General features: G+C 58.3%; 22 protein-coding genes and 1 pseudogene. 7 read left to right on the top strand and 16 right to left on the bottom strand.

The annotated features are described in order from the left end of the window. The first annotated feature begins 55 nt into the window (after positions 1-55). Positions 56-937 carry a tRNA glutamyl-Q(34) synthetase GluQRS gene (gene gluQRS / locus LKE90_RS05725; RefSeq protein WP_291492972.1) on the top strand — a complete coding sequence of 294 codons (882 nt, stop codon included), beginning with the start codon at positions 56-58 and terminating at the stop codon, positions 935-937. A gap of 382 nt (positions 938-1,319) precedes the next feature. Here the strand turns inward: gluQRS and LKE90_RS05730 are convergent, their stop codons facing one another. Continuing rightward, complete coding sequence (locus LKE90_RS05730; protein WP_291492974.1) at positions 1,320-1,469, bottom strand: hypothetical protein; 150 nt, start codon at positions 1,467-1,469, stop codon at positions 1,320-1,322. Positions 1,470-1,717: 248 nt separating this feature from the next. On the opposite strand from LKE90_RS05730, the gene LKE90_RS05735 reads away from it, so the two are divergent. From LKE90_RS05735 to LKE90_RS05750, 4 genes are all read left to right on the top strand, one after another. Next, entirely contained in the window at positions 1,718-4,051 is a 2,334-nt protein-coding gene (locus LKE90_RS05735; RefSeq protein ID WP_291492975.1) for a TonB-dependent receptor, read from the top strand. Further along, positions 4,038-4,697 carry a tetratricopeptide repeat protein gene (locus tag LKE90_RS05740; protein ID WP_291492976.1) on the top strand — a complete coding sequence of 220 codons (660 nt, stop codon included), beginning with the start codon at positions 4,038-4,040 and terminating at the stop codon, positions 4,695-4,697. The genes LKE90_RS05735 and LKE90_RS05740 overlap by 14 nt, the downstream gene beginning before the upstream one ends. Before the next feature lie 477 nt (positions 4,698-5,174). Beyond that, positions 5,175-6,377: a pyridoxal phosphate-dependent aminotransferase gene (locus LKE90_RS05745; protein WP_291492978.1), complete on the top strand. Its 1,203-nt coding sequence runs from the start codon at positions 5,175-5,177 to the stop codon at positions 6,375-6,377. A gap of 19 nt (positions 6,378-6,396) precedes the next feature. After that, positions 6,397-7,617: a pyridoxal phosphate-dependent aminotransferase gene (locus LKE90_RS05750; protein ID WP_291492979.1), complete on the top strand. Its 1,221-nt coding sequence runs from the start codon at positions 6,397-6,399 to the stop codon at positions 7,615-7,617. A gap of 213 nt (positions 7,618-7,830) precedes the next feature. On the opposite strand, the pseudogene LKE90_RS05755 reads toward LKE90_RS05750, so the two are convergent. The 11 genes and pseudogenes from LKE90_RS05755 to LKE90_RS05805 all read right to left on the bottom strand — a co-directional run. After that, positions 7,831-9,597 (bottom strand): annotated as a pseudogene (locus tag LKE90_RS05755) (AMP-binding protein); the annotation flags it as partial. 15 nt (positions 9,598-9,612) lie between these two features. Then, positions 9,613-10,860: an MSMEG_0569 family flavin-dependent oxidoreductase gene (locus LKE90_RS05760; RefSeq protein ID WP_291492981.1), complete on the bottom strand. Its 1,248-nt coding sequence runs from the start codon at positions 10,858-10,860 to the stop codon at positions 9,613-9,615. 14 nt (positions 10,861-10,874) lie between these two features. Then, entirely contained in the window at positions 10,875-11,162 is a 288-nt protein-coding gene (locus LKE90_RS05765) for an MSMEG_0570 family nitrogen starvation response protein (RefSeq protein WP_291492982.1), read from the bottom strand. Then, entirely contained in the window at positions 11,155-12,330 is a 1,176-nt protein-coding gene (locus tag LKE90_RS05770; protein WP_291492984.1) for an MSMEG_0565 family glycosyltransferase, read from the bottom strand. Before LKE90_RS05770 ends, LKE90_RS05765 begins: the two co-directional genes overlap by 8 nt. Continuing rightward, positions 12,327-13,298 carry a sll0787 family AIR synthase-like protein gene (locus LKE90_RS05775; protein ID WP_407066087.1) on the bottom strand — a complete coding sequence of 324 codons (972 nt, stop codon included), beginning with the start codon at positions 13,296-13,298 and terminating at the stop codon, positions 12,327-12,329. The genes LKE90_RS05770 and LKE90_RS05775 overlap by 4 nt, the downstream gene beginning before the upstream one ends. Next, complete coding sequence (locus LKE90_RS05780; RefSeq protein ID WP_291492986.1) at positions 13,298-13,861, bottom strand: MSMEG_0567/Sll0786 family nitrogen starvation N-acetyltransferase; 564 nt, start codon at positions 13,859-13,861, stop codon at positions 13,298-13,300. Before LKE90_RS05780 ends, LKE90_RS05775 begins: the two co-directional genes overlap by 1 nt. Continuing rightward, positions 13,858-14,967 carry an MSMEG_0568 family radical SAM protein gene (locus LKE90_RS05785; protein WP_291492988.1) on the bottom strand — a complete coding sequence of 370 codons (1,110 nt, stop codon included), beginning with the start codon at positions 14,965-14,967 and terminating at the stop codon, positions 13,858-13,860. The genes LKE90_RS05780 and LKE90_RS05785 overlap by 4 nt, the downstream gene beginning before the upstream one ends. Then, complete coding sequence (locus tag LKE90_RS05790; protein WP_291492990.1) at positions 14,964-15,938, bottom strand: Nit6803 family nitrilase; 975 nt, start codon at positions 15,936-15,938, stop codon at positions 14,964-14,966. The genes LKE90_RS05785 and LKE90_RS05790 overlap by 4 nt, the downstream gene beginning before the upstream one ends. 23 nt (positions 15,939-15,961) lie before the next feature. Then, positions 15,962-16,444: an MSMEG_0572/Sll0783 family nitrogen starvation response protein gene (locus LKE90_RS05795; protein WP_048834973.1), complete on the bottom strand. Its 483-nt coding sequence runs from the start codon at positions 16,442-16,444 to the stop codon at positions 15,962-15,964. A 336-nt stretch (positions 16,445-16,780) separates the two neighbouring features. Then, entirely contained in the window at positions 16,781-18,184 is a 1,404-nt protein-coding gene (locus LKE90_RS05800; RefSeq protein WP_291492997.1) for an aminotransferase-like domain-containing protein, read from the bottom strand. A 357-nt stretch (positions 18,185-18,541) separates the two neighbouring features. Then, on the bottom strand, positions 18,542-19,384 hold the full coding sequence (locus LKE90_RS05805) for a 2OG-Fe(II) oxygenase (RefSeq protein WP_291492999.1): 843 nt from the start codon (positions 19,382-19,384) through the stop codon (positions 18,542-18,544). A gap of 190 nt (positions 19,385-19,574) precedes the next feature. On the opposite strand from LKE90_RS05805, the gene LKE90_RS05810 reads away from it, so the two are divergent. Next, positions 19,575-21,257: a M3 family oligoendopeptidase gene (locus LKE90_RS05810; RefSeq protein WP_291493048.1), complete on the top strand. Its 1,683-nt coding sequence runs from the start codon at positions 19,575-19,577 to the stop codon at positions 21,255-21,257. Positions 21,258-21,342: 85 nt separating this feature from the next. On the opposite strand, the gene LKE90_RS05815 is transcribed toward LKE90_RS05810, so the two are convergent. The 4 genes from LKE90_RS05815 to rpsD form a co-directional block, all read right to left on the bottom strand. Next, on the bottom strand, positions 21,343-22,146 hold the full coding sequence (locus tag LKE90_RS05815) for a DUF3108 domain-containing protein (protein WP_291493001.1): 804 nt from the start codon (positions 22,144-22,146) through the stop codon (positions 21,343-21,345). 118 nt (positions 22,147-22,264) lie between these two features. Continuing rightward, positions 22,265-23,077 carry an IclR family transcriptional regulator gene (locus tag LKE90_RS05820; RefSeq protein WP_291493003.1) on the bottom strand — a complete coding sequence of 271 codons (813 nt, stop codon included), beginning with the start codon at positions 23,075-23,077 and terminating at the stop codon, positions 22,265-22,267. A gap of 319 nt (positions 23,078-23,396) precedes the next feature. Further along, complete coding sequence (gene prfC, locus LKE90_RS05825) at positions 23,397-24,959, bottom strand: peptide chain release factor 3 (RefSeq protein ID WP_291493005.1); 1,563 nt, start codon at positions 24,957-24,959, stop codon at positions 23,397-23,399. Positions 24,960-25,070: 111 nt separating this feature from the next. Beyond that, positions 25,071-25,688: a 30S ribosomal protein S4 gene (rpsD, locus tag LKE90_RS05830; protein ID WP_291493008.1), complete on the bottom strand. Its 618-nt coding sequence runs from the start codon at positions 25,686-25,688 to the stop codon at positions 25,071-25,073. A 309-nt stretch (positions 25,689-25,997) separates the two neighbouring features. On the opposite strand from rpsD, the gene LKE90_RS05835 reads away from it, so the two are divergent. After that, positions 25,998-26,915, top strand: coding sequence for a LysR family transcriptional regulator (locus tag LKE90_RS05835; protein ID WP_291493010.1), 918 nt, complete (start codon positions 25,998-26,000; stop codon positions 26,913-26,915). The last annotated feature ends 49 nt before the right edge of the window (positions 26,916-26,964 follow it).

Consider the following 26,964-nt stretch of genomic DNA (forward strand, 5'->3'; position numbering starts at 1 on the left):
AGTTTTCCGTGACAGTCAGTCTGCCCCCCACCTCCCGTCCGACCACAGAGCCAGGATGACGCCACTTTTTTACAAGCAGGACCATTGGGTTACACGCTTTGCGCCCAGTCCTACCGGCCCTCTTCATCTTGGCCACATTGCCGCAGCTTTTTTTGCACGGCGTCATGCCGGGCACGGTGGGCGGTTCCTGCTCCGCATTGAGGATATCGACACCGTGCGCTGTCGCGAGGTTTTCATTCAGGAAGCTCTGGACGATCTGGGGTGGATGGGACTGCACTGGGAAGGCGATGTTCTCCGGCAGTCAGAGCGCATGCCGCTCTATCGGCAGGCTCTTGATACCCTCCGGCAGGAAAGGCTGATCTACCCCTGCTTCTGTTCGCGGACCGATGTCGCGCGGGAGGCGGCGGCGGCATTTTCCGCCCCCCATCACGCCCCGGACGGAAGCCTGCTTTATCCCGGCACATGCCGCCTGCTGGATGATGCGGAACGGATGCGCCGGATCACCGCCGGTCTGCCATACGCCCTGCGTCTCGACGTTCAGAAGGCGCTGGACAGGCTGGGCACGCCATCCCTCACCTATCAGGAACTCGGCCACGGCAGCGTCGCCTGCCACCCCGGCCTTTTCGGCGATGTCATACTGGCGAGAAGGGACACTCCCGCCTCCTATCATCTGTGTGTCACCCATGATGATGCGGTTCAGGGCGTGACACTGGTAACCCGTGGGGAAGAATTGCGGGATGTCACGGCGGTTCACCGCCTGCTTCAGGAACTGATGAAGTGGCCCGAGCCTGTCTATGCTTTTCACCCTCTGCTCACCGATGCCGCTGGTAGAAAACTGTCAAAACGTGATGGAGCCCTGTCCATCAAGGCCATGCGTGAGAGTGGCAGGAGTCCCGAAAACATAAAAAAGGTCATAGCGGACAGCCATCTGATATAGCGCGCTTCTTTTGGTCTCCGGGTCAGGCTTCTCGCGTGGATCAATGGATCGTCATGATGCCTGACCGGGATTGGCCAAGGAAGGCTTGCACACATGACGCTTTCATGGAGAGCCGGCTCATGTCGCGCACGATTATTGCCCGGTCTCGGTGAGTGTAGCTTGGCCGATGGGTTCAGGAACGCGCGGTTGTTGAAACAGCCCCTCATCCAAGGATGACTCATTCCCTGCCACAAATGCTTTTCTGAGGTGGCGTCCGTGGATTGCCTGAATCTTATAGTGTTGAGAGAATCCACAGACTATTCAACGGCGGATTCAATATCACCTTCGGTCGGACGCCTCGTTATAGCAAACGACACACATCAGAGCAGATCCATGTGATGGATCATTCCAGCACGCCCTGAGAGACAGCCCATCCGGTCATCATGCGAGCTTCGATCGCGATGCCTGCTCTCAGGCTCCCCACGTCGATATCAATGTCCAGTCTGTCACTCCTGCCCACGATCCCACAATGCGGGCAAACACGACCGTTCATCCGGATATGTGTCTTCCAGGCAGCGCTTCCCACAAGAATGAAACAGCTCCTTCGTCATGACATTCAGGGAGGGGAGAGCAAACATAACGTATCTTTCTTGCCACATCCGTAATTCACCTCTTCGGGACGGTCGGATCAGACGTGGTGCGGCCATGATTTTGAATTGACAATGAGTCGCATTCCTGATCAGAACGCCTTGTTGCGAATGATTATCATTTATGTCAAAAAGTGTATCGGGAGGCACGAGAGTGAGTCACCAGCAGAGACCGATTTCCGGAAGAATTGCTGATACCGCGTCAGGTCTGGCGCTTTTGGGAACAACGTTGTGGTTCGGCATGCAATCCGCGGCTTTTGCCGCTGACTCCGATCATACGGACGGCAAGAACAAAAAAGCAGCCCGCCGCAAGGACTATAAACAGCAGAAAGCGATCCCGTCTTACGAACAGATCGAAGTCATCGGTCAGTTCAGGAACCGTTCGCCTAAATTTACGGCCTCCCTGATTGACACGCCCAAGAGCGTTTCAATCATATCGCGTAAAATTCTCGATGATACGGCCTCTCATACGCTTGCTGACGCGCTGCGCAACGTGCCGGGCATCACCATGGGCGCGGGCGAAGGCGGCAACCCGGTAGGAGATCGGCCATTCATTCGTGGGCAGGACGCGCAGTCGAGCACGTTTGTCGACGGACTGCGTGACGTCGGCGCCCAGTCGCGCGAGACCTTTAACGTCGAGTCCATCGAGGTCATCAAGGGAGACACCGGAGCAATCAGCGGCCGTGCAGGCGCTGGCGGTGCGATTGTCATCAACAGCAAGATGCCGAAGCTCACGAACTCCATTGAAGCCAATGTCGGTTTCGGCAATGCCGACTACAAACGTTCGACATTTGACGGAAACTGGCGGATATCGCGCACCGGAGCCTTCCGCTTCAACCTGATGGTTGATGACGAGGACAAGGCCGGACGCGGCCCCACCCACTTCCAGCGCTACGGTCTCGCGCCTTCCCTCTCCTTCGGGCTGGGCACGCCGAACCGTATCACGCTGATGTACTACCACATGCAGAATTTCGACACTCCGGATGTCGGAATTCCCTACAATAACCCTACTTTCAATGCCAGAAAGGATGGCGTCGCCCGTGTTTTCGGCGCGGGAAGCGGTGCGCCCGTCACTATTCCTTCCAATACATGGTACGGACTCAAGGATCGAGACCGCAACCACGATGGCATCGATATGGGAACACTGCGGCTGGAGCATGATTTCAGCCCCAACCTGCATATACGGAACACCACCCGTTATTCAGAGACCACGCAGAACGATATCTGGACGATGCCCGACGACAGCCAGGGCAATATCTATTACGGATATGTCTATCGACGCATGAACAGCCGTATCTCAACTCTGGACACAGCGACCAACCAGACAGATTTCTACGGCAACGCCAACATTCTCGGTTTCAAGAACGGCTTTGCAATGGGAACGGAATTTACCCGTGAACAGGGTAAAAACGATAGCTATGCCGCCTATGTAAACGGCGTGAATGTGACTTCAGGCACCAATTTCACGCATTGCGCCACCGCACTCGCCTTTTCCTCCGGCACCTGCACGACGATCCTTAACCCCAATCCTCGTGACGCTTACTCGGGCGATATCGTCCGCGCGCATAATCCCAACAGCACGCGCTTTGACACGAAAGCCGTCTATCTCACCGACACGATTACATTCATGCCGCAACTGCTTGGAAATTTCGGTGTGCGGTTCGACAATGTGCAAAGCACCTATCGATCCAGCACCGCCGAATATGGACGGGGTGACAACCTGTTCACCTATCAAGGCGGTCTGGTTTACAAACCGGCGCCGAATGGCTCGATCTACGCCTCCTATGCGACTTCGGCGATACCGTCTGGAAACTCAGTCGGACAAGGCGCGGATGACAGCTCTCTCGCTCCGGGTCGCGGCAGCACGATTTCCGGAGATACCCTCAAGCCGGAGCGTGACCGGACAATCGAGGTCGGCACGAAATGGAGCTTCTTCCACAACAGGCTTTTCCTGACAGGCGCCCTGTTTCAGATCGACGCAACCAACTTCAAGATCACAACCGCTGACGGCGGCATCTCCAACGGGGGCACAAAGCGCACCCGTGGTGGCGAAATCAGCTGGAACGGACATCTCACAAAGTGGTGGGAAGTTTCCGGAGGCTACTCCTATCTCGATGCAAGGCTGATGAAGAACGGCGGCTCAGGCGCCAGCGCCGGGCTTATGGACGGACGCCGCGCACCAAACACACCAGCAAACAGCCTGTCTTTGTGGAATACATTTGAGCCTACGCACGATATCAAGCTGGCTGGCGGTGTGTACTACATGAGCAAAGTCTACGGAACCGATTCACCTACGGTCCCCAAGTTTGTTCCCGCCTACTGGCGCTTCGACTTTATGGCGAGCTATCATTTCATGCAGCATTACACGCTGCAGCTCAACATTCAGAACATCGCCAACAAACGGTATTTCACGCAGGCTTACGCAACACATTATGCGTTGCAGGGTGCCGGGCGCACCGCAATGGTCAACCTGAATGCCCGTTTCTGATCCTTGTGAAGATCCTCTCAGCCTTGCCACGCGACTGGCAAGGCTTGGAGACGCGGACGCTCAGCTCGCGGTCGGCCAGATGCTCCTTAACGGGATCGGGGCCGACCGCAACGAGAAAAACGCCTTTTTCTGGTTTCTGACCAGCGCCCTTCAGGGCGTTCCGATGGCGTGCAACATGGTTGGTCGGTGTTGTGAGCTTGGTTGGGGAATACCGGTCAACAAGCCTGAAGCCATGCTGTGGTACCGCCGTGCGGCCGAAGCCGGGTTGGACTGGGGCATGTATAACTATGCCACCGGGCTGACTCTGGGATGGGACAGTGAGCCGGATATCGAAGCGGCATTTGAATGGTTCAAACGGGCCGCTTCGCTGGGCCATTGCAAATCCTTCAATATTATCGGTGGATTCTACGAAGATGGATGGGCCTGCAAAGGCGATCTGCATCGTGCCCGCGCCTGGTACGCCAAGGCAGCCCGATGCGGAGATTTTCGCGGACATTTCAACTTAGGTCGCTTCCTGTTAAAGGAAAGCCGTTTTTCAGAAGCCAATGAACATTTTTCCCTTGCCCGACAATCGGCAACGGCTGAGTTTATAAAGAAGATGGATGAGTTTCTGCTTGATGCAAAAGACATCAGCGAAGTGAATTAAAAAACTCTGATGCGTGTCTTTACATGAATGAGACTACGTATTTTTCCGGGATTTCATACAGAATAAATGGATAAATACTTCTCCGGCAGTCGTCTGCCATCAGCGACGACATGGCCACTGACTGTTCCATATCTCCTTCTGACGAAGCAAAAACACCCGGAAGCGGCATCATGACTGGGTGGATTGCGTGCTCGACAGGCAATGTGCGGGATCATCGTCCAACACTGGTCTGAACCCCACAAGATCGTGAAATCGTATTAAAAATTGCCATGCAAACTGAATGATATTCGCATACGACATCCTTCTTTGCCTTCCAGACCGGACTTCCGAAAATATTTTAACCGCTCAGCGTCGTTTTTATGATGCAAGCAGCCTGTTCCTCATTGTGGAAAAAACCTCTATTGTGCCGCGCCGTCGGCGTGGGGCCGACCACCGGAGCCCAAGAACTCCGGACTTCATTTCCCAGGATTGAAACCTATGTCCTTCATTGCCGACCGCCTGAACAAGATCAGCCCGAGCCAGACCATTGCCATCACGGCAAAAGCGCGCGCTCTCAAGGCGGAAGGCCGGGACATCATCAGCCTCTCGGCAGGCGAGCCGGACTTCGACACCCCCGCCAGCATCAAGGCGGCGGCGATCAGGGCGATCGAAACAGGTCAGACGAAATATACGGATGTGCCCGGCACGCACGCCCTGCGCGCCGCCGTCGCCGAGCGCTTCAGGCTGGACTCCGGACTGGATTACACGCCCGAGGAAATCATCGTCTCCACCGGCGGCAAGCAGGTGATCTACAACGCCATGGTCGCCACCATCAACAAGGGTGACGAGGCGATCATCCCCGCTCCGTGCTGGGTGTCCTATCCCGACATCGTGGCGCTGGCTGACGGAGTCCCCGTGATCGTCCCGTGCCGTGCGGAAAACGGCTTCAAGCTGACCGCCGAAGAACTTGAAGCCGCCATCACGCCGAAGACCAAGTGGTTCTTCCTGAACTCACCCTGCAACCCGACGGGCGCGACCTACTCTGCTGAAGACCTCCGTCCGCTGTGCGATGTGCTGCTGAAGCACCCGCATGTCTGGATCTTCACCGACGATATCTACGCCAAGCTGGTCTATGACGGCTTCAAACCCGCGACCATCGTGCAGGTCGAACCACGTCTGCGTGACCGCACCGTCACCATGAATGGCGTCTCCAAGGCCTATGCCATGACCGGCTGGCGCATCGGTTTTTCCGGCGCACCGCTGGAACTGACCAAGGCGATGAACAAGCTACAGGGTCAGTCCACCTCCAACCCCTGCTCCATCGCGCAGGCGGCGGCGCTTGAGGCTGTCAGTGGTCCGCAGGACTTCATCGACACGATGTGCGAGACCTACCGCGAGCGCCGCGATCTGGTCGTGTCCATGCTCAATCAGGCTTCCGGCATCACCTGCGGTCGTCCGGAAGGCGCGTTTTACGTCTTCCCGTCGATGAGCGGCTGCCTCGGCAAGCGCACCCGGAAAGATGTGGTGATCGACACCGACGAGGCCTTTGTGACGGCCCTGCTGGACGAAGAAGGCGTTGCCGCCGTGCATGGCTCAGCCTTCATGTTCGCCGGACATTTCCGCGTGTCCTATGCGACCGACACGGAAAGCCTGCGTGAAGCCTGCACCCGTATCCAGCGCTTCTGCGCCAGCCTGATCTGAAAACGGAGACCCGCTCGCCATGACCGCTCACGCCTCGGGGCCAACACTCGCCCATCGTCTTGAGGGACTTCCCGCTCCCGCGACCATCGAAATGGCGCGACGGGCCAGAGAACTGAGAGCCGAGGGGCACAAGGTCATTTCACTGGCGCTTGGCGAGCCTGACTTTCCGACGCCTGCCGTCGCCGTGGAAGCGGCGCATCAGGCAGCACTGGCGGGCAAGACGAAATACCCGCCAGTGGATGGCACACCGGAACTGAAAGCGGCCATCGCCCGCAAGTTCAACCGTGAAAACGGGCTGGACTTCGCCATGGATGAACTGATGGTCTCGAACGGCGGCAAGCAGGTGATCTTCAACGCCTTCATGGCCACCATCAATCCGGGTGATGAGGTGGTCGTACCCGCCCCATACTGGGTAAGCTATCCTCTGATCGCCAGAATGTTCGGTGGCGTGCCGGTCCATCCGGTCTGCGATGAGGCCGATGGTTTCAGTCTGAAACCCGAACGCCTCGCTGCCATCATGACATCCCGCACCAAATGGCTGGTGCTCAATTTTCCCAACAACCCGACGGGTGGACTGTGCCCGGAAGACGATCTGCGCGGAATTGCCGAAATTCTTCGGGCGTATCCGGATGTCTGGATCCTGTCTGATGAGATTTACGAACATCTCGTCTTCGATGACAATCGCTTCACCTCTTTCGCCGCGATCGCGCCGGACCTGAAAGACCGGATCGTCACCATGAACGGCGTCGCCAAAGCCTACGCCATGACCGGCTGGCGTGTGGGTTATGCCGGAGGGCCGAAGCGACTGATTGCCGCGATGCGGAGCGTCCAGAGCAACGCCACGTCAGGCGTCTGCACGGTCGCGCAGGCGGCAGCGGCAGCGGCGCTGGATAGCCCGCCGGACCTGATCCGCGATATGGTCGCCACCTATGAGCGCCGCCGTAACCTGATGGTCGCCGCTCTCCGCGATATTCCCGGCTTCACCTGCGCCAACCCTGCGGGCGCTTTTTACGTCTATCCGGGTATTGCCGGATGTCTTGGCCGCACCAGTGCCGGTGGACGCAGGCTGGACACGGATACCGATTTCGCCATGGCGCTACTGGAAGAAGCGCATGTCGCCACTGTGCCGGGCAGCGCCTTCGGGCTGGCTCCGTACCTGCGGCTGTCCTGTGCGACGGGGGATGACACGTTGAAAGAGGCGTGTGAACGCCTTGCCGGGTTTGTTCGAGCGCAAACATAACCGGCTGTTCTGGCCGAGACAGCAGAACGTCACCCTCGGAAAAGCCTGTCCGGCAGGCACGACAAGAACGGGCCATATCTTCCGTCTCACTCGCCCGGAAGGCGGTGAGACGTAAGAACCGTCTACGGACGGTTCAGCTTGCTGACCTTACTTTTTCAATCCCACCTCGCAGACATCTCCCGCATGAACGGTCCCTCGGGGCGTGTCATCAACAACGTTCAGAGACTTACGGGTAATCTTCCCCGATATGGTCGTAGGCAGCCTCTCCACGAAGCGGACCTCTTTAAGCCCTACCCACCGCCCCAATACCTGCTGCACCTGTCCGATAATGTCCTCAGCAGACGATGACCTGTCGAGATCAGGACCCGTCACAACATAGGCGACCGGTCGTTGTCCTCTCAAACCATCGGAGACTGCCGCCACGGCGCAGTTCTGCACACCTGGGTACGCGGCAATAATCTTTTCGATCTGCACGCCTGAAATACGGCGTCCTGCGACCTTGATGACGTCGTCCGTGCGTCCCAGCAAGTGAATGGCTCGATCTGCGTCGATCGTGCCTTCATCGAACGTGCGATAATATCTGCCCGTTTCATCAAGATACATTGAAGGAGCGACAACTTTCCGATCCTTCCATAGACCCGCCAGACAGCCGGGAGGCAGCGGAAGAGACAGAACAATCTCACCGCATGGTTCTTCAGCGACGGACGGCATGATGACAGGCCGGAAGCCTGGAGCGGGTCGGCCGATATCGTTTGCAGCAGCGAATGATTCACAGTCCACCAGTCCGAAGAAATGGGCGGCAATGCTCCAGCCGGTCTCAGTCTGCCACCAGTGGTTGGCGACCGGGCACTGAAAGTATGATCGCGTCCAGTCCAGAAGCGTCGGGTCCGCATATTCTCCAGCGACAAAGACATGAGCTAGAGCAGGAAGACTCACCCCGGAACTGGCGCGACTTTCCCGTCGTATCACCCGCATCTGGGTAGGCGTCGTGAAGAGACACTTTACCGCGTGCTCACGGCAGAGCGCCGCAATGGCTGATGATGAGGCTCCCGCTTCCACGATCACACTCGTACAGCCAACGAACAACGGAGCGTAGAGACCGTAGGAATGCCCGACGACCCAGCCGAGATCGGATGTGGTGAAGAAAATATCTCCGGGTTTGCAGCCGTAGATAAGTTCCATGGACAAAGCGAGGGCCACGGCATGTCCGCCATTGTCGCGCACAATCCCTTTAGCATTGCCTGTCGTTCCGGATGTATGAAGAATATACAAAGAATCTTCAGACCGCACCATCACCGGCTCTACGGGAACAGAATTCTCCAGTGTATGAAAATCATGGTCGCGTAGAGGCAGGAGTGTCGCCGGACAGACATCCCGCTGCACGATCACACAGGCCTGCGGTCTGTGCGTCGCCGCTGTAAGCGCCTCGCTCAGAACAGGTGCGGACGGAACGGGTATCTGCCCCTGAAAGCTGCAACTGGCGATGATGACGACCTTCGGGGCCACATCATCAATCCTGCGCGCGAGTTCAGGCCCAGCGTAACCGGCAAAAACCACGACATGCACGGCCCCGATCCGGGCGCAGGCCAGCATGGCGATGGCCGTTTCGATCATCGTCGGCATGGCGATCAAGACACGATCGCCTTTCTCCACTCCTAATGACCGCAGACCACCGGAAAAACCGGCTACCCTGCCCTGCAATTCCCGATAAGTGATAATCTGCCGTTCCCTGGTCCCACAGGAATGCCAGATCAATGCCGCCTGTTCACCGCGACCACTCTCCACATGCCGGTCCACGGCGTTATGGCAGGTGTTGAGCGTGGCGTCGGGAAACCAGTCATGCCAGCCATCCCTCCGCTCACGACACGCACTCACAGGCGCCTGCTGCCATGTGACGTGACGCGCCGCAGCCAGCCAGAACTGCTCCGGCTGGTTCAGGGCCGCGTCATACATCGTCTCATATGTCGTCCACGGAAGCATGGCGTCTTGCTCTTCTCAGCCTACAGGCACGTCTTTTCCGGTAATCTGGCTGGCCAGCCACGCAGCATCACGGGAGACGCCGGAAAAGCGCCCCGATCCCCATGTGTGCAGCCACGGCAGTCCGAGAAAATAGAACCCCGGCGCATCGGTCACGCCGCGATGCCAGACCGGCTTGTTGGCTCCGTTGAAGACCGGCACATCGATCCAGCGATAGTTCGGACGAAAGCCGATGCACCAGACGATCGAGGTAATTCCGGCGGCCTTCAGGTCCAGCGGAATGTTGCTCTCATCGGGTTCCCAGACGGGCGCATACGGCGCTTCGATCGGCGCACTGATGCCTTCGCGGGCGATGTAGGCGTCAATGGACTTCTTGATGTCGGCATTGGTCTTGTCCGCATCATCAAGATTCTCTGTCAGATCCGGCGCGAAATGCGCCACTTCGTCACGGATTGTCTCCAACGTGCCGTGCAGGCCCACGCCGTCCTTCGCAAAAAGCCGCAGATCAAGGTCATGCCCACCATTCCGACCGGTCACATAATGATTGGTCTTGTCCCGTGCGCCATCTCGCAGAGGATGATTGTCCACTGTGAGGTCGTAGAAGTGCATGTCCGCAAGCCAGTCAACCACATCGCGACCACGATAGAAGCGCGAGACACGCGGAGCGGAACCGACACAGAGATGGACCTTGCGTTTTTCAAGAAAAAGATCCTCGACAATCTGAGCGCCGGACTGACCACTGCCTACCACCAGAACAGCCCCTTCCGGAAGCTGGGTGGCATTGCGGTAATCCTGTGAATGAACCTGAAAAATTGAAGAATCGATCGCGCTGGCATATCCGGGGATAACGGCGTCCTGATAGGCGCCAGATGCTATGACCACATGTTGTGTGTGCCAGACCACTCCGTCCGCCACCACACGATAACCACCGTTTTCATGGCGTGTGATGGATGTAACGGGCGTGTTTTCACGTAGCGGAGGATCAAAAGAATCTACAAAGCCTTTGACGTATTCGATGATTTCCTGCTTCATCATAAATCCGTGCGGATCATTTCCTTTGTAGGGATGACCGGGCAGTTCACATTGCCAGTTCGGCGTCACCAGACAGAAATTGTCCCAGCGTTCATCATCCCACGAGTGGCAAGCTGCTTTCGCCTCAAAGACAATGTGCTCCACCTTCTCGCGGCAGAGATACCAGCTCATGGAGAGTCCGGCCTGTCCACCACCCACGATGATGACAGGAATGGATTTTTCTTTCTGTGTCATAGGACGATTCCGTCTCAGTATCTGAAGGACAGGACGCGCACCAGCGCATCGGGTCGATTGAGGAAGGGCGTGCAGCTTTCTCGGATCAATTGAAGCTGACCAAGCGCGCGACTACACGGAAAGCCGTAACGCGCGCGGACACGCTCGCTGGCTTCCGTCAGAGCCGTGTCCGCCTTTTCAAGAAATTCCCGGACCGGATAATCCTGACCGGGAACAAAGTGGTCCTGTATGACCAGCGACGGGGAATAGCAGTCAGCCTCTTTTCCATCAGGCCAGCGAACGTGAAAGATCATTTCAGGCACGTTTCAAAACTCCTGAATCGGGGAGCGCCACATGGGGCAAGGCTGCCAGCCGCCCATATGCGCGGAGATGACGATCAGCCACGTTGCGCCAGTCGAACCGGCTGGCTGTCGCCGGACCGCCACTCTGAAAGCGGTTCTGACTGCTTGCGGTCAGAGCCTCACGCAACGCGCTGACAAGTGTTTCAGGACGCTCCGGCTGGCACCAGAAAGCCTCAAGAGTGTGGAAATGCTCCTTGAAGGGAAGTATGGCTGGCACCACCACAGGAGTACCGCAGGCCAGCGCCTCCAGCGGACACAGACCAAAACCCTCCATCTGCGAGGGATAGGCCAGCACGGAAGCCAGCCGGTAGAATACAGGCATATCGTCATCCGGAACGGTTCCGGTAACGGTCACCGCGCCGGCAAGCCCGCTGGCCTGCACCCGTTCATTGAAAAGACGGCGATAATCAGAGTGGTCCAGCAGGGACGCACCTCCGGCGACCACAAGATGCAGCTCCTGATTCTGCCGATAGAGGATTTCAAACGCATCCAGTAAAAACAGTGTGTTTTTACGACATTCTATCCCGCCAACCGACAGGATAAGACGGGCGTTCTGTGGAAGCCCGTACCGCGTGCAGAGCTGATGGTCACGCGGTCCCATTTCTGGAACAAATCTTTTCAGATCAACACCATTTCCAACAACAGGGGCATGCCGTCCATATCCGGCAAGTATCCTTTCTTCCCAGAGCGGGCTGACCGTAAAGAGCTCGGTCGCAGCTGTCAGTCCCCGCTCCTGACGCGCCGCAACGCCGGGATGAGAGAAAGCATCCAGATGATGAACCGTGCGCGCGAAACCCCGTATCCGCCCCTCCTCCACCAGTGCAGCCAGAGCATTGGCGCTTATCGGGTCCTGAGCGTGCAACACATCAAAATGCGCATCGGCCCTTAGTGAATCACGAATCTCAACAATGCGTCGCTCCACCAGCGTCGGCAGATCATGCACATGGGCAGCCGGGATGCAGCGGGTGGCGCAACGGGGTGTGCGGAAGAAACCGTCTCCCGTCACATCCGGGGCAATCAGCGTAACGTCATGCCCATCATCTTGCAGGGTTTCCGCCAGAGCCATGCCATGCACCACGCCGCCACGCGGGTTGGTCGAATGGGTCAGAATGCCGATCGAGAGTGTCATGGCGCAAAGCCCATGAGTGATGTTTGTTCCAGATTCCAGAAGGTTTCTTTCTCACCAGCCCATGTCACATCCACCCGGAGCGTATCGTTGCACAGGCCAATGACAGAAGCTGCAATGTCACGTCCACTGAACCGGGCCATGATCACTTCAGCATCCTCGGGACGCGCCGTCAGCAGATACCCATAGCTGGGAAATGCGGACAGCCAACGCTCCATCGAGGTGTCATCAGGACGGGGAATGTCATCAAGCGTAATGCTCATGCCAACACCTGAACATTCGGCCAGCATGAGAGCCGTGCCCAGAATCCCCGCCATGCTGATGTCCTTGGCGGCACGACTCAGGCCATCTTCCGCAATGGTGGGCAGGAGTTCGATATCGCCGCGAAGACGGGCCGCTCCCTCCGTGCAACACAGCGCGGAACTGGCATCCCAGAACGGGTGTGGATCATGCCAGCGGCCGCGCAGGTCGATGGCGGCGATCAGAACCTCGCCCGGCTGGGCATCGAAGCTGGTCAGCAGATGCCGGGCACGCCCGAGGATCGCGACCGACAAGGAGTTATGGGTGCTCCGCATGTTGGTATGACCGCCCACAACAGGCACATCATAAGTGCGTGCGCCGTCATACAGCCCTGTCAGGATGGAGGCGGCCGCCTCAGACGTGTCGCTCCACAGAGCATCCACCACGGCGACGGGACGACCACCCATCGCAGCAATGTCGCTGACATTGACCATGACGCCGCAATAACCCGCGAACCACGGCATCGAGCGGACAAAACTGTCCTGAAATCCCTCACTGGCCAGAAGAAGATAACCATCTCCATCCGGGATCGCGGCGCAGTCATCACCCAGACGAATGGCATCGCGGCTGGCGGGCTTCAGGATGGCCGCGACTTCAGCAATGTCCTGCTTTCCGGCAAGGGCGCGGCCATGACGAAGCGTGCGGAGGAGTGTGGCGAGTTGTCCTGTCATCACGCCACCTGTCTGGTCCGTGGTTGCGGACGCAGCAGCCATGTCTGGTCCTGACCATGCGCCGGATAGCGTGACAGGTCGGCCTCCATGTCATGGTGCGGCAGGCCGTGCAGGGTCACAGAACCGAGACTCTTCCAGTGCAGGCGACGGAAAAACAGCACGTTCTGTTCCTGCACCTGCGCCAGAAAACGTATCGCTCCAAGACCGTGCGCCGTGCAGACCGCCATGCGGATCAGTTCCGCTCCAATGCGTCCGAGCTTGCGGTGATCCGCATGGACCGCCAGACGGGAACCACGCCACACACCGGGTTCCGGCTCATGGATACGCACGGCTCCCACAATCCGGTCCGGCATTCCCGCCATGCAGCAGGCGGCAATAATGGGAATGGCGGTTCCGTCGATCGCATCCCGATCATCATTTTTGAAAACCTTCTGCTCATGACAGAAGACCTCACGACGCAGCGCGTGGTAGCCAGCCCGTTCCCACGGCGTACGGGCAAGACGCACGACATATTCCGTAGGAATGAACGGCCGGTCTTCCACGTCTTCGAGGATCGTGCTCATTGCTCGTACGCCGAGAGCGAGGAGCAGGCGCCACACCGACCACACCCGGCCCGGATATCGGTGGATTTCATGCTGGCTTCCCGGAGCATGCGCCCCAGCGGCGCCAGAACGGACTTCATGAACTCGGCTGAAGGTGGCGCATGATTTTCCAGCGGCGTGCCGGAAATCGGCACGAACGGCACCACGAAGGGATACACCCCGAGCGCAATCAGACGCTCGGCGAGGGCCAGAATATCCTCAGCGCTGTCTCCAAGCCCAGCCAGAATGTAGGTATTGACCTGTCCCCGCCCGAAGATCGGCACGGCGGACGCGAAAGCCGCCATGTAGCGATCGACGCTGACTGTGGCCTTGCCGGGCATGATCTTCTCGCGCACCGCCTGCGTAGCGGCTTCGAGATGCATGCCCAGACTGTCGGCTCCCGCATCCCGCAGACGCTGGAACCAGCCGTGATCACGTGGCGGCTCGCACTGCACCTGCAACGGCAGGTCCACCGCCGCCCTGATGGCGCGCGCGGATTCCGCCAGCACGGCAGCGCCCCGATCAATCACATTGGGCGTGCCGGTGGTCAGCACCATGTCGCGCACGCCGTCCAGTTCCACAGCAGCTTTGGCGACTTCCGCCAGTTGCGCGGGCGTCTTGTAGGCAATCGTCCGGTCAGCTTCCAGCGACTGGCCAATGGCGCAGAACTGGCAGGACGTGCGCCGGTCGGCATAGCGGATGCAGGTCTGGTGCACCGTGGTCGCCAGCGTGTCACGACCATGCAGAAGAGCGATCTTCCAGTAGGGAATGCCGTCCGCCGTGCTTAACCCGTAGAAGCGCGGAGCTGCCGGGAAATGGATCGTGCCCAGCGCCTGACCGTCGCGCAGCAGCGTGCTGACGCCGCTCTGATCGGGCGGACTGGCCTGAAACGGCGATCGCCGCGCACCGGCTGTATAGACCGGCACCATGATGGTCTGCCCCGCGATGGTGATCGTCTTGTGATCGGAGGGGCCGGCTCCTCCCTTACGGACGATACCGCCGGTCTGCCCGCCGATCTGAAGTCCGAAAGACTGTAGATCCGTGACGAGCTTGCGCCCCGAAAGCGTGCCGAGTGTTGGAACGGTCATGATACGCTCTCATCGCCGGACAAATGAGCCGGAACATTTTCATCGAGATACTGTACAGTTCTGGCGGGACGCCGGTCATGAAGCAGACTCAGCAGTTCAGGCCGTGCGTAATGCCCCACGCTGTCCATCATCCGTTTGCGTTTGGTGATGAGAGCGAAATCGAGATCGGCAATCACCATCCCCTCGCCTTCGGTCAGCGGCGTAGCCAGATGCTTCCCCTCAGGCGAGACAATCGCGGTGAAACAGCCGCCTCGCAGCGGCCCTTCCAGAGCGGGATCACGCGCGACTTCCTTGATCTGTTCTTCCGTGAGCCAACCAGTCGCGTTCACGACAAAGCAGCCGGATTCCAGCGCGTGATGACGGATCGTGACTTCCATCTGATCGGCAAAAATCTGCCCCACCAGCGAACCCGGAAACTGAGCGCAGTGAATTTCCTCGTGCTGGGTCATCAGGGCGTAGCGGGCAAGCGGGTTGTAATGCTCCCAGCACGCCAGCGCGCCGATACGACCGGCGGCGCTTTCGACAACTTTCAGGCCGGAACCATCGCCCTGCCCCCAGACCATGCGTTCATGATAGGTGGGCGTGATCTTCCGGCGTTTGAGCAGGATCTCGCCGGTCGCGTCGAAGATGATCTGCGTGTTGTAGAGCGTCCCTACATCCCGTTCATTGACGCCAAGCACAACGACCATGCCGGTGTCACGGGCGGCTTCAGCCACCATGTCGGTGACCGGACCGGGAATGACGACAGCGCGTTCGTAAAGCTTCAGATGCTCCCCGCCGAAGCGGAAAGCAGGCTGGATGAATGAGAAATAGGGATAATAGGGCACAAAAGTTTCAGGAAAGACCGCCAGTTTCACGCCTTTCCCGGCGGCGTCGCGGATGGCCTGACAGACTTTCCGGGCTGTCCCCAGACCATCGTCACCAAGAACGGGGCTGATCTGGATGGCGGCAGCGCGAACGATACGGGACATGCTTGCGGTCCTCCCTTCTGCCTTCAGAGAGTCCAGGTATTGAGGATGAAGGCGTTGTCACGGCGGGCCAGCAGAATGATGTCGAGCACGTCCTGCGGATTGATCGGCGTGATGCCGGGGATCAGATTCTGCTCGCCGTAGCCGTAGAGAGCCTGAAGCGCGAAGCGGCACGCATAGACTTTACCGCCTTCTTCAAGAATTTTCGCGATCTGCTTGTTGCAGTTCATGTGTCCCGGAAAGGCTTCGTCGCCCAGACGGGGAAAGCCGCGCTGCACGCCAAGGGTGACACCGGGGCCATAGAGCAGAACGGACGTTTCGAAACCTTTTCGGATCAGGCGAGTGGCCTGAAGCAGATTTACAAACCCGACCGAACCTTCATTGGCGACGGTGTGGAAAGTAATGAGGGCTTTTTCACCCGGATTGGCTTTGACGTCCTCAAAAACCTTGTTTTCATAATTGACGAAGCAGTCGCCATCTTTGTGTGGAGCGTGTTCGATTGTCGGCATGGTTTTTCTCCCGTGTGGTGCGGTCTCCGCCAGCAGACGAGACCGACCGAGCTGCGGAAGCGAACGTGGCACGGGGTGTAGTTTGGGTAAAATTTTGTATGGATAACGGTTGTGGTACAATAAAATCAAAACAAAACATCTGTCGCTTTCCCGCGACGACAGAAGCATACAAAAATATCATTCAAGCCATACAATAGGCGAAAATATCCATAAGCTACTGTTCTGACGACGCTTTTACATCACGCATTCGTGAACAGAGAGGCTTCTTGTTTTCTCCGTTCCTGTATCGCGGCAGCGGAATCAAACCATTTTCTGACGTCGCGCTCAGTGTCCGGCTCAGACAATATCGGCGAAACCGGGGGAACGCTTATGCTGTAGAACGGCCAGCACGCCATGAAGCGATTCCTCAAGACTGGCGGCGTCCGGCGCACTGCCCAACGCGATCCGGGCCCGCTGTGGAGGCTCGCCACTGATGGTAAAAACGGTACTCGGGACGAGCGCCAGACCACGCCTGCGTGCGTAGGCGACAAAATCCGCACTCCCCCACCAGTCGGGAAGCTTCAGCCAGACGTGCGGGCCATCCGGCTTCATGCAATGCCCTTCCCCCAGAACCTTCCGGGCGATCGCCTGCCGGATACGTAATTCTCTCTGGATGGCTTGCAGGATCGTATGCGCCTGTCCTGTCTGCATCCAGCGTGCTGCAAGCGCGCTCAGCAGTCCGGCATTGGTGAGCACGATCGCCCGGATAGCCGCCGTCACGCGCCGGGTCATGTCCGCATTGGGAAGAGCGACATAAGCTGTGCGCAGACCGGGGCTGAGCGTCTTGGCGAGTGTGGCGATATAACTGACACGGCCATGGTCCAGCGCCGCCAGAGCAGGCAGCGGGTCGTCCATCAGCAGGCTGTAGGGGTCGTCCTCGGCAATGTGCAGATGGTGACGCTGGGCGACTGCAAGAATGTCCTTGCGTCGCTGCAAGGACATCGTCGCCGTCGTGGGATTGTGAATGGTCGGGATGCAGTAAAGCAGCCGGGGGTGATGTTCGGCGCAGACCCGGTCAAGCTGTTCCGGCATCATGCCTTCGACATCACTATCAACCCCGACGAGAATGAGGCCGAACTGCGCCGCTATCGTTCTGATGCCGGGATAGGCGATGCGGTCGGTGACTATGACATCTCCCGGCTGCGTGTGCGTACTCACGATCGCCGCGAGCGCGCTCTGGGCGCCCGGAGTCACGAGAATTTCGTCCGTCCGTCGCTGCCCGATGACAGGAGCAACCCACTTCGCGCCAAGTTGACGCTCCTCGATTGTCCCCCCCGTCACCCGATAGGACATCAGGCTGTTCAGATCCTGCTGTTTCAGAATGGCCGCGATATCGTTCTGGATGATCCGCTGAAGTGGCGGGTCCTGCGGGACGGGAGGCAGGTTCATCGTCAGGTCGATCACGGCCGGACCGGTATGACGCCAGTGACTCTCTCCCGCACCGACCCGAACAAACGTCCCGCGTCCAACGGTGGCGTCAATAAGACCGCGACGACGGGCCTCGGTGAAGGCGCGTGTCACAGTCGTCAGATTCGTGCCGAGGTAATCCGCGATTGTCCGCTGCGGCGGCAGCCTGTCACCCTCCCGCAAATCGCCCTTGCGGATGGAAAGAGCCAGCGCGTCAACCAGCGTCAGATAAATAGCATTGGGACTGCGACTGATTTCTTCTTTCCAGTGCGCCAGATAAGCGTAAGCAGACATGCGAGGCATTCCATACATTCAGCACATGTTATGCCTGCCATACTCCATACAATCCATGCAATCATTCCCATGCTGGACAGGACACCTGACGCTCGACAGAGCGGCGACACTCCTTCTGTCGTCGATTATTCTTCGAGCCCAGACGCAGCTATTATAATTCTGTCTGCTCTCGCAAGCCGTAGGCAGGCGGACATCTGACAGCTTCGCTTCGACGACACAGCGTCAGCAGAAGCATGTCGATACACGGGATTTTCGAAAAGGGGATGTCCACATGAAAGTGTCGGCTGTTTGATCTGAGAGGTTTCCCTCAGGCAGCGCCTCTTTCGACGAACAATACGCCCTTAGAAACCGTCGACGTTATTTTTGCCTGCGATAGACAATGTTCGACCGAAGACGACGAAGCGCCGATACGGCAGATTTCGGCAGATAGTCACGGAGCACCATTTGCAGGCGTCGGTCAGCAGGCAGACCGGGGCGACGGAGATAGTGTGTATTTTCGAACTGACGTTCAAAAACCTGCAAGTCATATTTGTAAAAATAGGTGATCAGGGCGCGTCGAGATCCGGTGACGAGAGGACGCGGATAACCATGAAGCGCAATTTCCGACTGCTCCATGATCAGCGTGCGACCGAACAGGGGAGCAACCTGCACCTCCGACCGGCAGGCGAAGGCATCCCATAATTCGAGTTCTCCTCCATCTCCGGCCTGCCAGCCTTCATTGAGATAGGTGATCACCACCAACGCGTTCCGTAGTCGCGTGACCGGGTGCTTCTGGAAATCAACATGGATTTCAAAATGCCCGTCATGACGGGCTTCATGCAGACCACCCCCATAAAGCGTCAGATCGGGCTGAAGCCCGGACAGGCCCGTCAGGGTTTCGAGAAAAGAGACAAAGGTGGCGGAATGAAGAGTTTCGAAATAAGCCAGCAGTGCGGGCGGCATATGCTCAAGAGAGTTCACAACTCTCTTGCTCTGAAGGCGGGTATAATGGGGGTTCCATACTTCGTGCGGGATATCCGGGCTTTCCCGCAGGATGACTGACAGGCAGGCAGGATCAAAGAGGTTATCCAGCACCAGATGAGGAAAAGGCCGTGTGGAACGAAACCGTTTGGCCTGCTCCGCTACAGAAGCAGCTTCAGGAGGAGTCCACAGGCCAGCCATGATCCTGCCGTGCTCTGCTGCGGATAGAACTGTATTCATCTGCGCCCGCTTCCTGACTTCATCTTTTTGTACACGGGCTCCCCTCAAGGACGGACATTCCCACCCTGATCGTCATCGCCGCACGTGGATTTTAGGCAACAGACGTTAAGAGAGAACGTAGATGCTCCCAATTCGGTTTCCTGCAAAAATCAGGATGGACGCCGGATCATCATCCATGCACGATGACGTCATGACCCAAAGCTTCTCATCCCTGTCCTTCCCCCGCCCGACAGAGGCCAGCCTCGCAGATGGCTTCGGCGCTGTCGCAGACCTGCTCGATAAAAATGATCTCGCGGGTGCACTGTCGCGTTTTGACAGTGAGCGACGCACCTTCGAGAGCTGGGCGGCGCTTGTCTACCTACGTTTTGCGCAGGACACGACAAACGAAAATGCAAGACAGGATCGCGATTACGCGGATCGCCTGACCCCGAAGGCCACGGCTCACGAAGTCACCCTGAAAAAGCGCTTCCTCTCCGACCAGTTCCATGACGCGACAGTCTCGACTGTCGGACCGCACGTCATCGCCCTGTGGAAAAGCGACGTCACGACGTTCGATTCAAGAATTGAAAATGCCCTTGAGGAAGAAGCGCGCCTGACAAGCGAGTATACCGCCCTGCTCGCCTCGGCCAGAATCGAAATCGAAGGGCAGACGGTCAACCTGTCCGGCCTGGCCCCCTGGATGGAGCATTCCGACCGCGCGATACGTCACGCCGCCGAGCAGGCCAGATGGGCATTCTTTGCCGAACATGGAGAGACACTCGACGCACTTTACGGCCGACTGGTCGAACTGCGCACGGACATGGCCCGCACTCTCGGGTTCGAGACCTATACTCCGCTTGGTTACCGCCGTCTGCGCCGCGTCGATTACAGTCCGGAAGACGTCGCGCGCTTCCGCGAGGAAGTTGTCACGCATGTCACGCCGCTGGTCGCCTCGCTGCTGGAACAGCGACGCGAAGAGATGGAATGGCCCGCCCTGCACTACTGGGATGAGAGCTTTGTCGATCCCAGAGGCAACCCGAAGCCCGCTGGGGATTATGATCTGCTCATCGAACGCGCCCAGACCATGTTCGACCGCATGTCAGGCGATCTCGGACCGTTCTTTCGGAGCATGGTCTCAGGAGGCTACGTCGATCTCAAGAACCGGGACGGCAAGGCTGGCGGCGGCTTCTGCACCGCCTTCCCCGATGTCGGAATGCCGTTCATCTTCGCCAATTTCAACGGCACGCATGGCGACATCAATGTCTTCACCCATGAGATGGGGCATGCCTACCAGAACTGGCGCAGCCGTGATCTGCCCACGATCGACGAGTTGTGGCCGACCATGGAAGCCGCGGAAATCGACTCCATGGGGCTGGAGTTCCTGACATGGCCACACATGGAACTGATGGTTGAAGATGGGGCCGCCGACCGCTTCCGCCGGATGCACCTGATCGGGTCACTGAGTTTCCTGCCCTACGGCGTGTGCGTCGATCACTTCCAGCATGAAGTCTACGCCAATCCCACCATGACAGCGCAGGAGCGTCATGAAACTTGGCTACGGCTCGAACGTCATTATATGCCGTGGCGTGACTATGGCGACCTGTCCTATCCGGCGCAGGGCGGACGCTGGCAGGCTCAGGGTCATATCTATCGCAACCCGTTCTACTACCTCGACTATACACTGGCGCTCTGCTGCGCGATGCAGCTCTGGCTTCAGTCCCGGCGCGATGAACCTGCGGCGATGAAGGCTTATGAAGGTCTGTGCGCGCAGGGCGGATCAGCTCCGTTCACCGGACTGATCGCCAATGCGGGACTTGTGTCACCGTTCGCTCCCGGCGTGCTGGCCGACGTTGTTCGGGAAGCGGCTGACTTTCTGGAAAATGGCCCCCGCTAAAGAGGCGGCTACAACATTCAGCCATAGCTGTGTCGGGGCGAGGATGCCTCGACAGACGATGCCCTGATACAGGCAGGCGCGGTTCTCAGCCCGCGCCTTTTTCAAGCTTGTCCAGTTTGACGGTCAGATGCCCCACCTTGGGATGATCGATTTCCGTGCGTACCGGCACTGGTCCGTAGCCATCGACATTGATGAACCAGACTGTTCCGCCATGAGGTTCGCGCAGGGCTTTCGCCTGATGTCCCTTGATGAAGCCTGCCGTCTGATACCCGATAAACTCACAACGCATCGCAGGAATTTTCCGGTTCTGAAAGACGTCCGGCTGCATGTCCTGCCCGGCGGTTTTTAGTGTAAAATGCGACACTCTGATCCCGTCGAACACGTCATGAGTGCCGTCACAATGGCCTGTCTGACGCACTTTCAGGATGACTTTCGCCATGGTGGTCAGGATATCCGCTCCACGCTGCCGCAATGCGTCCGGCACCGGCTCCCGGTCATCCTCTTTCGGCTCCAGCAGGGTGACAACCGGCTGACCCTGCGGATAATCCAGAACGACGTGGCGCTGGGCCGACCGGCTCAACCCCTGACTGTCATAACGGGATGGCAGAACACTATCATCACGGATGGCTCCGGTCGCCACGGACTGGATACGCAGTTTGGTGAAAATACTCAGCAGACCTTCCGCCCGCGCCTGCAAAGCGACGTTGTAATGTGTCTGTTCAAGCAGAAAGCTGGTGTCCAGCTTCATCACCGGCAGCCAGTGCGTATAAATCGTGTATTTGATATGAATCGCGGTGTTGGCTGGAGGAATGCTGAACTGCGGGATTTCCTCCGCATGGGAAGAACCGCCCGTCAGAAGAAGCAGGCCGCATACGGACAGAAACAGCATTCGCCTCGCCGCAGTCCTGTTTTGCAGGGAAAGGCCGCCGGTCCGGAGAAGATGGTCAGTCAAGCTGTTCACCGAATGCTGTGATGGAAAACTCTGCTTTACATAGAACCAGAGTCTTTCACTCGCCAAGTGCGCCCAAGCGTCCACGATATCCCAGCCGTCCCGACAGGGTCTGGGAGATCGACACGACAAGCCGCCCCATCGCCTCTGCCTGCTTCAGGGTATCCTTTGGCTTCGGCTGGCTGATTCCCAAGCCCGCTACGACGTTCCCGGCCAGATCATGAACGGGTGCGGCAAAACACCAGACCCCAACCTGCACCTGCTCATCGTCAACCGCGTATCCCCGACGCCGCACACCGGCGATCTCGTCCATCACCGCGACAGGAGCAGAAGCGCCCGCCGTGGTCGGTGGAGCCGGCCAGGATGACATGGGATAGAGCGTGAGCCATTTTCTGAGGCCTGCCCCCTCCATCGCTCCAAGCTGCGCCATACCCGTCGCGGTGTACATGGCGGGCAGACGCAACCCGACATTGTAATGGATGCCAAACCCCTTCTCGTTTGCCCGGCTGGCGACATACACCACTTCTTCGCCTTCCAGCGTGCTCAGACTGACGGTGTAGGCGCCCAGCTCCGGCCTTTCACCAATCAGTTGATGAAACGCATTCAGCAAATCCTGTCTCGGGCTGACCTGCACCGCCCAGTCGAGCAGCCTTGAACCGAGCCTGAAACCGCCTCCCCCAGCGCCTCCGGTCGTTTCCAGCAGTCCAAGCTCCGCCATCACCGTCACAAGCCCATGCGCCGAGCTACGGGGAAGGTCGAGCAGCCGAGCGATTGTCGCAGCGTTAGGCGGCGCCCCCTGTGCGCTGACAAGGTCCAGAATTTTCACCGCACGCCGAAGAGCCGGAACTGCCTCACTGTCTTTCATCATCATCACCCATGAGTGTCCTTGACGTCGGTCTCAAGAATCGGATATATCCGAGATACGGGATCGTGTTCAATATAATGAACAACAAAAACCAGAACACGGTCTCGTCGGATAGGCTGAAAGAGCGCTGAAAAATCAGCCTTTCCTGTGCGGGTTTCGCACAGCGCCCCAACCCTCCGATACTTCCCCCTGAATACTTCCCCGCCTCACTCCGTGAGAAAAAGCGAAAACAGTCTCGTTAAAGCCGCAAGGGGAAAAACGCCTGCCTTAACAGGCGTCCTTTTTCACAGACGAGGCCAGACTGAAGCAGGTTGCCCGTCTGGGCTTACCCGATCTCAATACCAATCTGCTTGACGTCGTGAAACGCCAGATCGGGATTCATCTCCTCGGTACGACGCATCATGAAACCGGAACTGGCCAGAAACACAGGATCGCCGTCCAGATCATCCGCCATGGATGAGCGGTTGGCCATCATGAACGTCTCAAGTTTCGCCCTGTCTCCCGTCACCCAGCGCGCTAGCGAGAACGGCGTGGAATCGAAGCCGATCATCACGCCATATTCGCCCTTCAGACGCTCCTGAAGCACATCCAACTGAAGCGTTCCCACAACACCCACGACAGGCTGAGCCCCGTCCTGTGGCCTGAAGAGCTGCACAACCCCTTCTTCAGCCAGTTCCGTCAGGGCCTGCCTGAGCTTCTTGGCCTTCATCGCATCATCCAGACGGACACGACGCAGGATTTCCGGCGCAAAATGCGGCACACCCGTAAAGCGGATGGCCTCGCCTTCCGTCAGCGTATCACCGATCCGCAGCGTGCCGTGGTTGGGAATGCCCACCACATCGCCAGCAAAGGCTTCCTCGGCAAGCTGACGGTCACGGGCGAAGAAGAACTGCGGCGTATGCAGCACGAAGCTCTTGCCTGTCCGTGTATTGAGCAGCCGCATGCCTCGGGTCAGTTTGCCTGAACAGACACGGGCAAAGGCAATGCGGTCACGATGATTCGGGTCCATGTTGGCCTGAATTTTGAAGACCAGCGCGGCCATCTGCGGCTCGTCCGCCGTAACCGTCCTGCTCTCAGTATTCTGCGCGCGCGGAGCAGGCCCGAAGGCCACCAGCGCGTCCAGCAGGTCGGTCACGCCAATTTCCTTCATGGCGCTACCGAAGAACACCGGCGTCAGATGACCTTCATCGAACGATTCACGATCAAATTCAGGAAGAGCGGCGGACACAAGCTCAAGCTCTTCCCGCACCTGCACCATGCGCGGATCACTCTCATCGATCGGCGTCGTCGTATGAATCTCACCATTCCTGATGTCGTACGTGCCGACAAAGGTCGCCGCCCGTCCCACAGGCCATGTCAGCGGGGTCGTATCCAGCGCGAGCGAAGAGGAGATTTCGTCCAGAATTTCGAACGGATCACGCGATTCACGGTCCATCTTGTTAATGAACGTCACGATGGGGATATCGCGCAGACGGCAGATTTCAAACAGCTTGCGTGTCCGGTCCTCGATACCCTTGGCCGCATCGATCACCATCACGGCCGAGTCAACCGCCGTCAGTGTCCGATAGGTGTCTTCCGAGAAGTCTTCATGACCCGGCGTGTCCAGCAGATTGAACACACAGCCACCATATTCAAAGGTCATCACGGACGTAACGACAGAAATGCCGCGGTCTCGCTCGATACCCATCCAGTCCGAACGGGTCCGACGCCTCTCCCCTTTTGCCCTGACGTTCCCCGCCAACTGAATCGCGCCACCCGCCCGCAGGATGCGCTCTGTCAGCGTCGTCTTACCGGCGTCAGGGTGGGAAATGATGGCAAAAGTCCGTCGCCGACTGATGGCTCCTGCAAGAGAAGACTGGATTGCGGGGCCGTCATTGATGTCTGTCATGGCGAAAGAGGCTCTGAAATGGGGGAGAAAAAACAGGAACGCCGGACAGAGAGTGTCTCCGCCCGGCGTCTGAAAAAGCACCTGGCCCGCAAGAGCCAGAGCGTCCTGAAATCAGCGAGAGTAGAACTCGACCACCAGGTTCGGCTCCATCTGCACCGGATACGGCACATCGGACAGCTTCGGAGCGCGCAGGAACGAGCCCTTCATCTGGCGGTGGTCCACTTCCATGTATTCCGGAACATCGCGTTCGCCGCTCTGCGAGGCGTCCAGAACGGCAGCAAGCTGCTTGGACTTCTCGCGAACTTCGATCACGTCGCCTTCGCGGACGAGGTAGGACGGGATGTTCACTTTCTTGCCGTTGACCAGCACATGACCGTGGTTCACGAACTGACGGGCAGCGAACGGAGTCACTGCGAACTTCAGACGGTAAACAACGGCGTCCAGACGACGCTCCAGCAGGCTGATCAGGTTCTCGGAGGTGTCACCCTTACGACGGACTGCCTCTTCGTAGTATTTACGGAACTGCTTCTCGCTGATGTTACCGTAGTAACCCTTCAGTTTCTGCTTCGCCATCAGCTGGACGGAGAAGTCGGAAGGCTTGCCTTTACGACGCTGGCCATGCTGGCCCGGACCGTATTCCCGCTTGTTGACCGGCGACTTGGCGCGGCCCCACAGGTTTACGCCAAGGCGGCGATTGATCTTGTATTTGCTCTCAAGGCGCTTGCTCATGGGCGCGCTCTACTTTCATAAAACAGCCACACCCAGTCTTTCGACCTGACATGGCTTGTGACGCCGATAGTCCCCAGTCCGGAACAGACTGAAGCGGGCGCGTCCCGTATTACTGGCCCGGGGGAGCATACACCCCATCGGCCAGCCGGTCCGTCCACTTTCCCGGCAATGGGGTGCGACCTATGTGAAAACAGCTCCATTGTCAATCAGATTACAGCCCCCCTGCGATCTTCGCAGGCTTTACCGTCAAGACCTTGCTTTGGAGCAATTTATGCTACTGATCCTGCCTGACTGTCAGGGAGACGCATCATGGAGTTGAGGCAGCTACGATATTTCGTGGCCGTTGCCGAACATGGCAGCTTCACCAAAGCCGCCATGGCCATTGGCATGGAGCAGCCTCCCTTAAGTCAGCAGATCAAGCAGTTTGAACGCGCTCTTGGCGTAACATTATTCCATCGTCTCACGCGCGGCGTTGAACTGACCGATATTGGAACAGCCCTGATCGGGCAGGCACAGGCGATCCTTGCGATGGAAGAGGATTTTCTCGGTCTGGCGCATGGTCTCGCCCGAGGCGAGCGGGGCCATCTTCGGGTTGGCCTGGCCGGAGCGGTCTCGCTTCTTCCGATTATTCCGCAGACAATCCGACACTTCCGGGAAACGTGGCCCGAAGTTGTCGTCTCGTTTGAGGAAAGCAACACCCCGGCCCTCTCCGAGGCGCTGCATGACCGTCGCGTTGATGTGGCGATCGTCCGTCCTCCGGTCACCGACGACCGGGAACTGGCTGTCTATCCCTTGCTTGATGAACCGACCGTGGCAGCGCTCCCGAGCGGCCATATCTATGAAGGTAGCGGCGCTATCCGCCTTGAAATGCTCGCAAACGAACCACTGATCATTTTCCCCAGAGAACTGGGGCCGGGATTTCATGACGCCATTCTGTCAGCCTGCCAGCATGCCGGTTTTACACCGCGGATGGGCCAGCAGGCTCCCCAGATTGCAGCCACGGTCCCCTTGGTCGCCGCTGGGCTGGGCGTCTCGGTCGTCCCCCAGTCCCTCTCCCAGATTCACGCAGGCGGCGTTACGTTTCACCGCATTGAAGAACCTGCTCCAAGCGCCGCTCTGGCCATTGCTGTTCTGAAAGGACGTCCGGCTCCGCTTGTCGGCCGATTTATCGCCGCGCTGAAAGATGCGTGTGGCGAATGGGTGGAGCGCAGCCAGAAAATCGGATAACAGTCGCAAATTGTCTCGGCAATGCTTTCTCAAAACCTTATTGAACAAT

Source organism: Acetobacter sp., assembly GCF_022483985.1.
Taxonomy (GTDB): domain Bacteria; phylum Pseudomonadota; class Alphaproteobacteria; order Acetobacterales; family Acetobacteraceae; genus Acetobacter.

What these genes read in the sequence shown, in the direction of transcription:
- gluQRS (WP_291492972.1), top strand. Translation starts at nt 56, where the DNA reads ATGACGCCACTTTTTTACAAGCAGGACCATTGGGTTACACGCTTTGCG.
- LKE90_RS05730 (WP_291492974.1), bottom strand. Translation starts at nt 1,469, where the DNA reads ATGAACGGTCGTGTTTGCCCGCATTGTGGGATCGTGGGCAGGAGTGAC.
- LKE90_RS05740 (WP_291492976.1), top strand. Translation starts at nt 4,038, where the DNA reads ATGCCCGTTTCTGATCCTTGTGAAGATCCTCTCAGCCTTGCCACGCGA.
- LKE90_RS05745 (WP_291492978.1), top strand. Translation starts at nt 5,175, where the DNA reads ATGTCCTTCATTGCCGACCGCCTGAACAAGATCAGCCCGAGCCAGACC.
- LKE90_RS05750 (WP_291492979.1), top strand. Translation starts at nt 6,397, where the DNA reads ATGACCGCTCACGCCTCGGGGCCAACACTCGCCCATCGTCTTGAGGGA.
- LKE90_RS05760 (WP_291492981.1), bottom strand. Translation starts at nt 10,860, where the DNA reads ATGACACAGAAAGAAAAATCCATTCCTGTCATCATCGTGGGTGGTGGA.
- LKE90_RS05770 (WP_291492984.1), bottom strand. Translation starts at nt 12,330, where the DNA reads ATGACACTCTCGATCGGCATTCTGACCCATTCGACCAACCCGCGTGGC.
- LKE90_RS05775 (WP_407066087.1), bottom strand. Translation starts at nt 13,298, where the DNA reads ATGACAGGACAACTCGCCACACTCCTCCGCACGCTTCGTCATGGCCGC.
- LKE90_RS05780 (WP_291492986.1), bottom strand. Translation starts at nt 13,861, where the DNA reads ATGAGCACGATCCTCGAAGACGTGGAAGACCGGCCGTTCATTCCTACG.
- LKE90_RS05785 (WP_291492988.1), bottom strand. Translation starts at nt 14,967, where the DNA reads ATGACCGTTCCAACACTCGGCACGCTTTCGGGGCGCAAGCTCGTCACG.
- LKE90_RS05790 (WP_291492990.1), bottom strand. Translation starts at nt 15,938, where the DNA reads ATGTCCCGTATCGTTCGCGCTGCCGCCATCCAGATCAGCCCCGTTCTT.
- LKE90_RS05795 (WP_048834973.1), bottom strand. Translation starts at nt 16,444, where the DNA reads ATGCCGACAATCGAACACGCTCCACACAAAGATGGCGACTGCTTCGTC.
- LKE90_RS05800 (WP_291492997.1), bottom strand. Translation starts at nt 18,184, where the DNA reads ATGTCTGCTTACGCTTATCTGGCGCACTGGAAAGAAGAAATCAGTCGC.
- LKE90_RS05805 (WP_291492999.1), bottom strand. Translation starts at nt 19,384, where the DNA reads ATGAATACAGTTCTATCCGCAGCAGAGCACGGCAGGATCATGGCTGGC.
- LKE90_RS05810 (WP_291493048.1), top strand. Translation starts at nt 19,575, where the DNA reads ATGACCCAAAGCTTCTCATCCCTGTCCTTCCCCCGCCCGACAGAGGCC.
- LKE90_RS05815 (WP_291493001.1), bottom strand. Translation starts at nt 22,146, where the DNA reads ATGCTGTTTCTGTCCGTATGCGGCCTGCTTCTTCTGACGGGCGGTTCT.
- LKE90_RS05820 (WP_291493003.1), bottom strand. Translation starts at nt 23,077, where the DNA reads ATGATGATGAAAGACAGTGAGGCAGTTCCGGCTCTTCGGCGTGCGGTG.
- prfC (WP_291493005.1), bottom strand. Translation starts at nt 24,959, where the DNA reads ATGACAGACATCAATGACGGCCCCGCAATCCAGTCTTCTCTTGCAGGA.
- rpsD (WP_291493008.1), bottom strand. Translation starts at nt 25,688, where the DNA reads ATGAGCAAGCGCCTTGAGAGCAAATACAAGATCAATCGCCGCCTTGGC.
- LKE90_RS05835 (WP_291493010.1), top strand. Translation starts at nt 25,998, where the DNA reads ATGGAGTTGAGGCAGCTACGATATTTCGTGGCCGTTGCCGAACATGGC.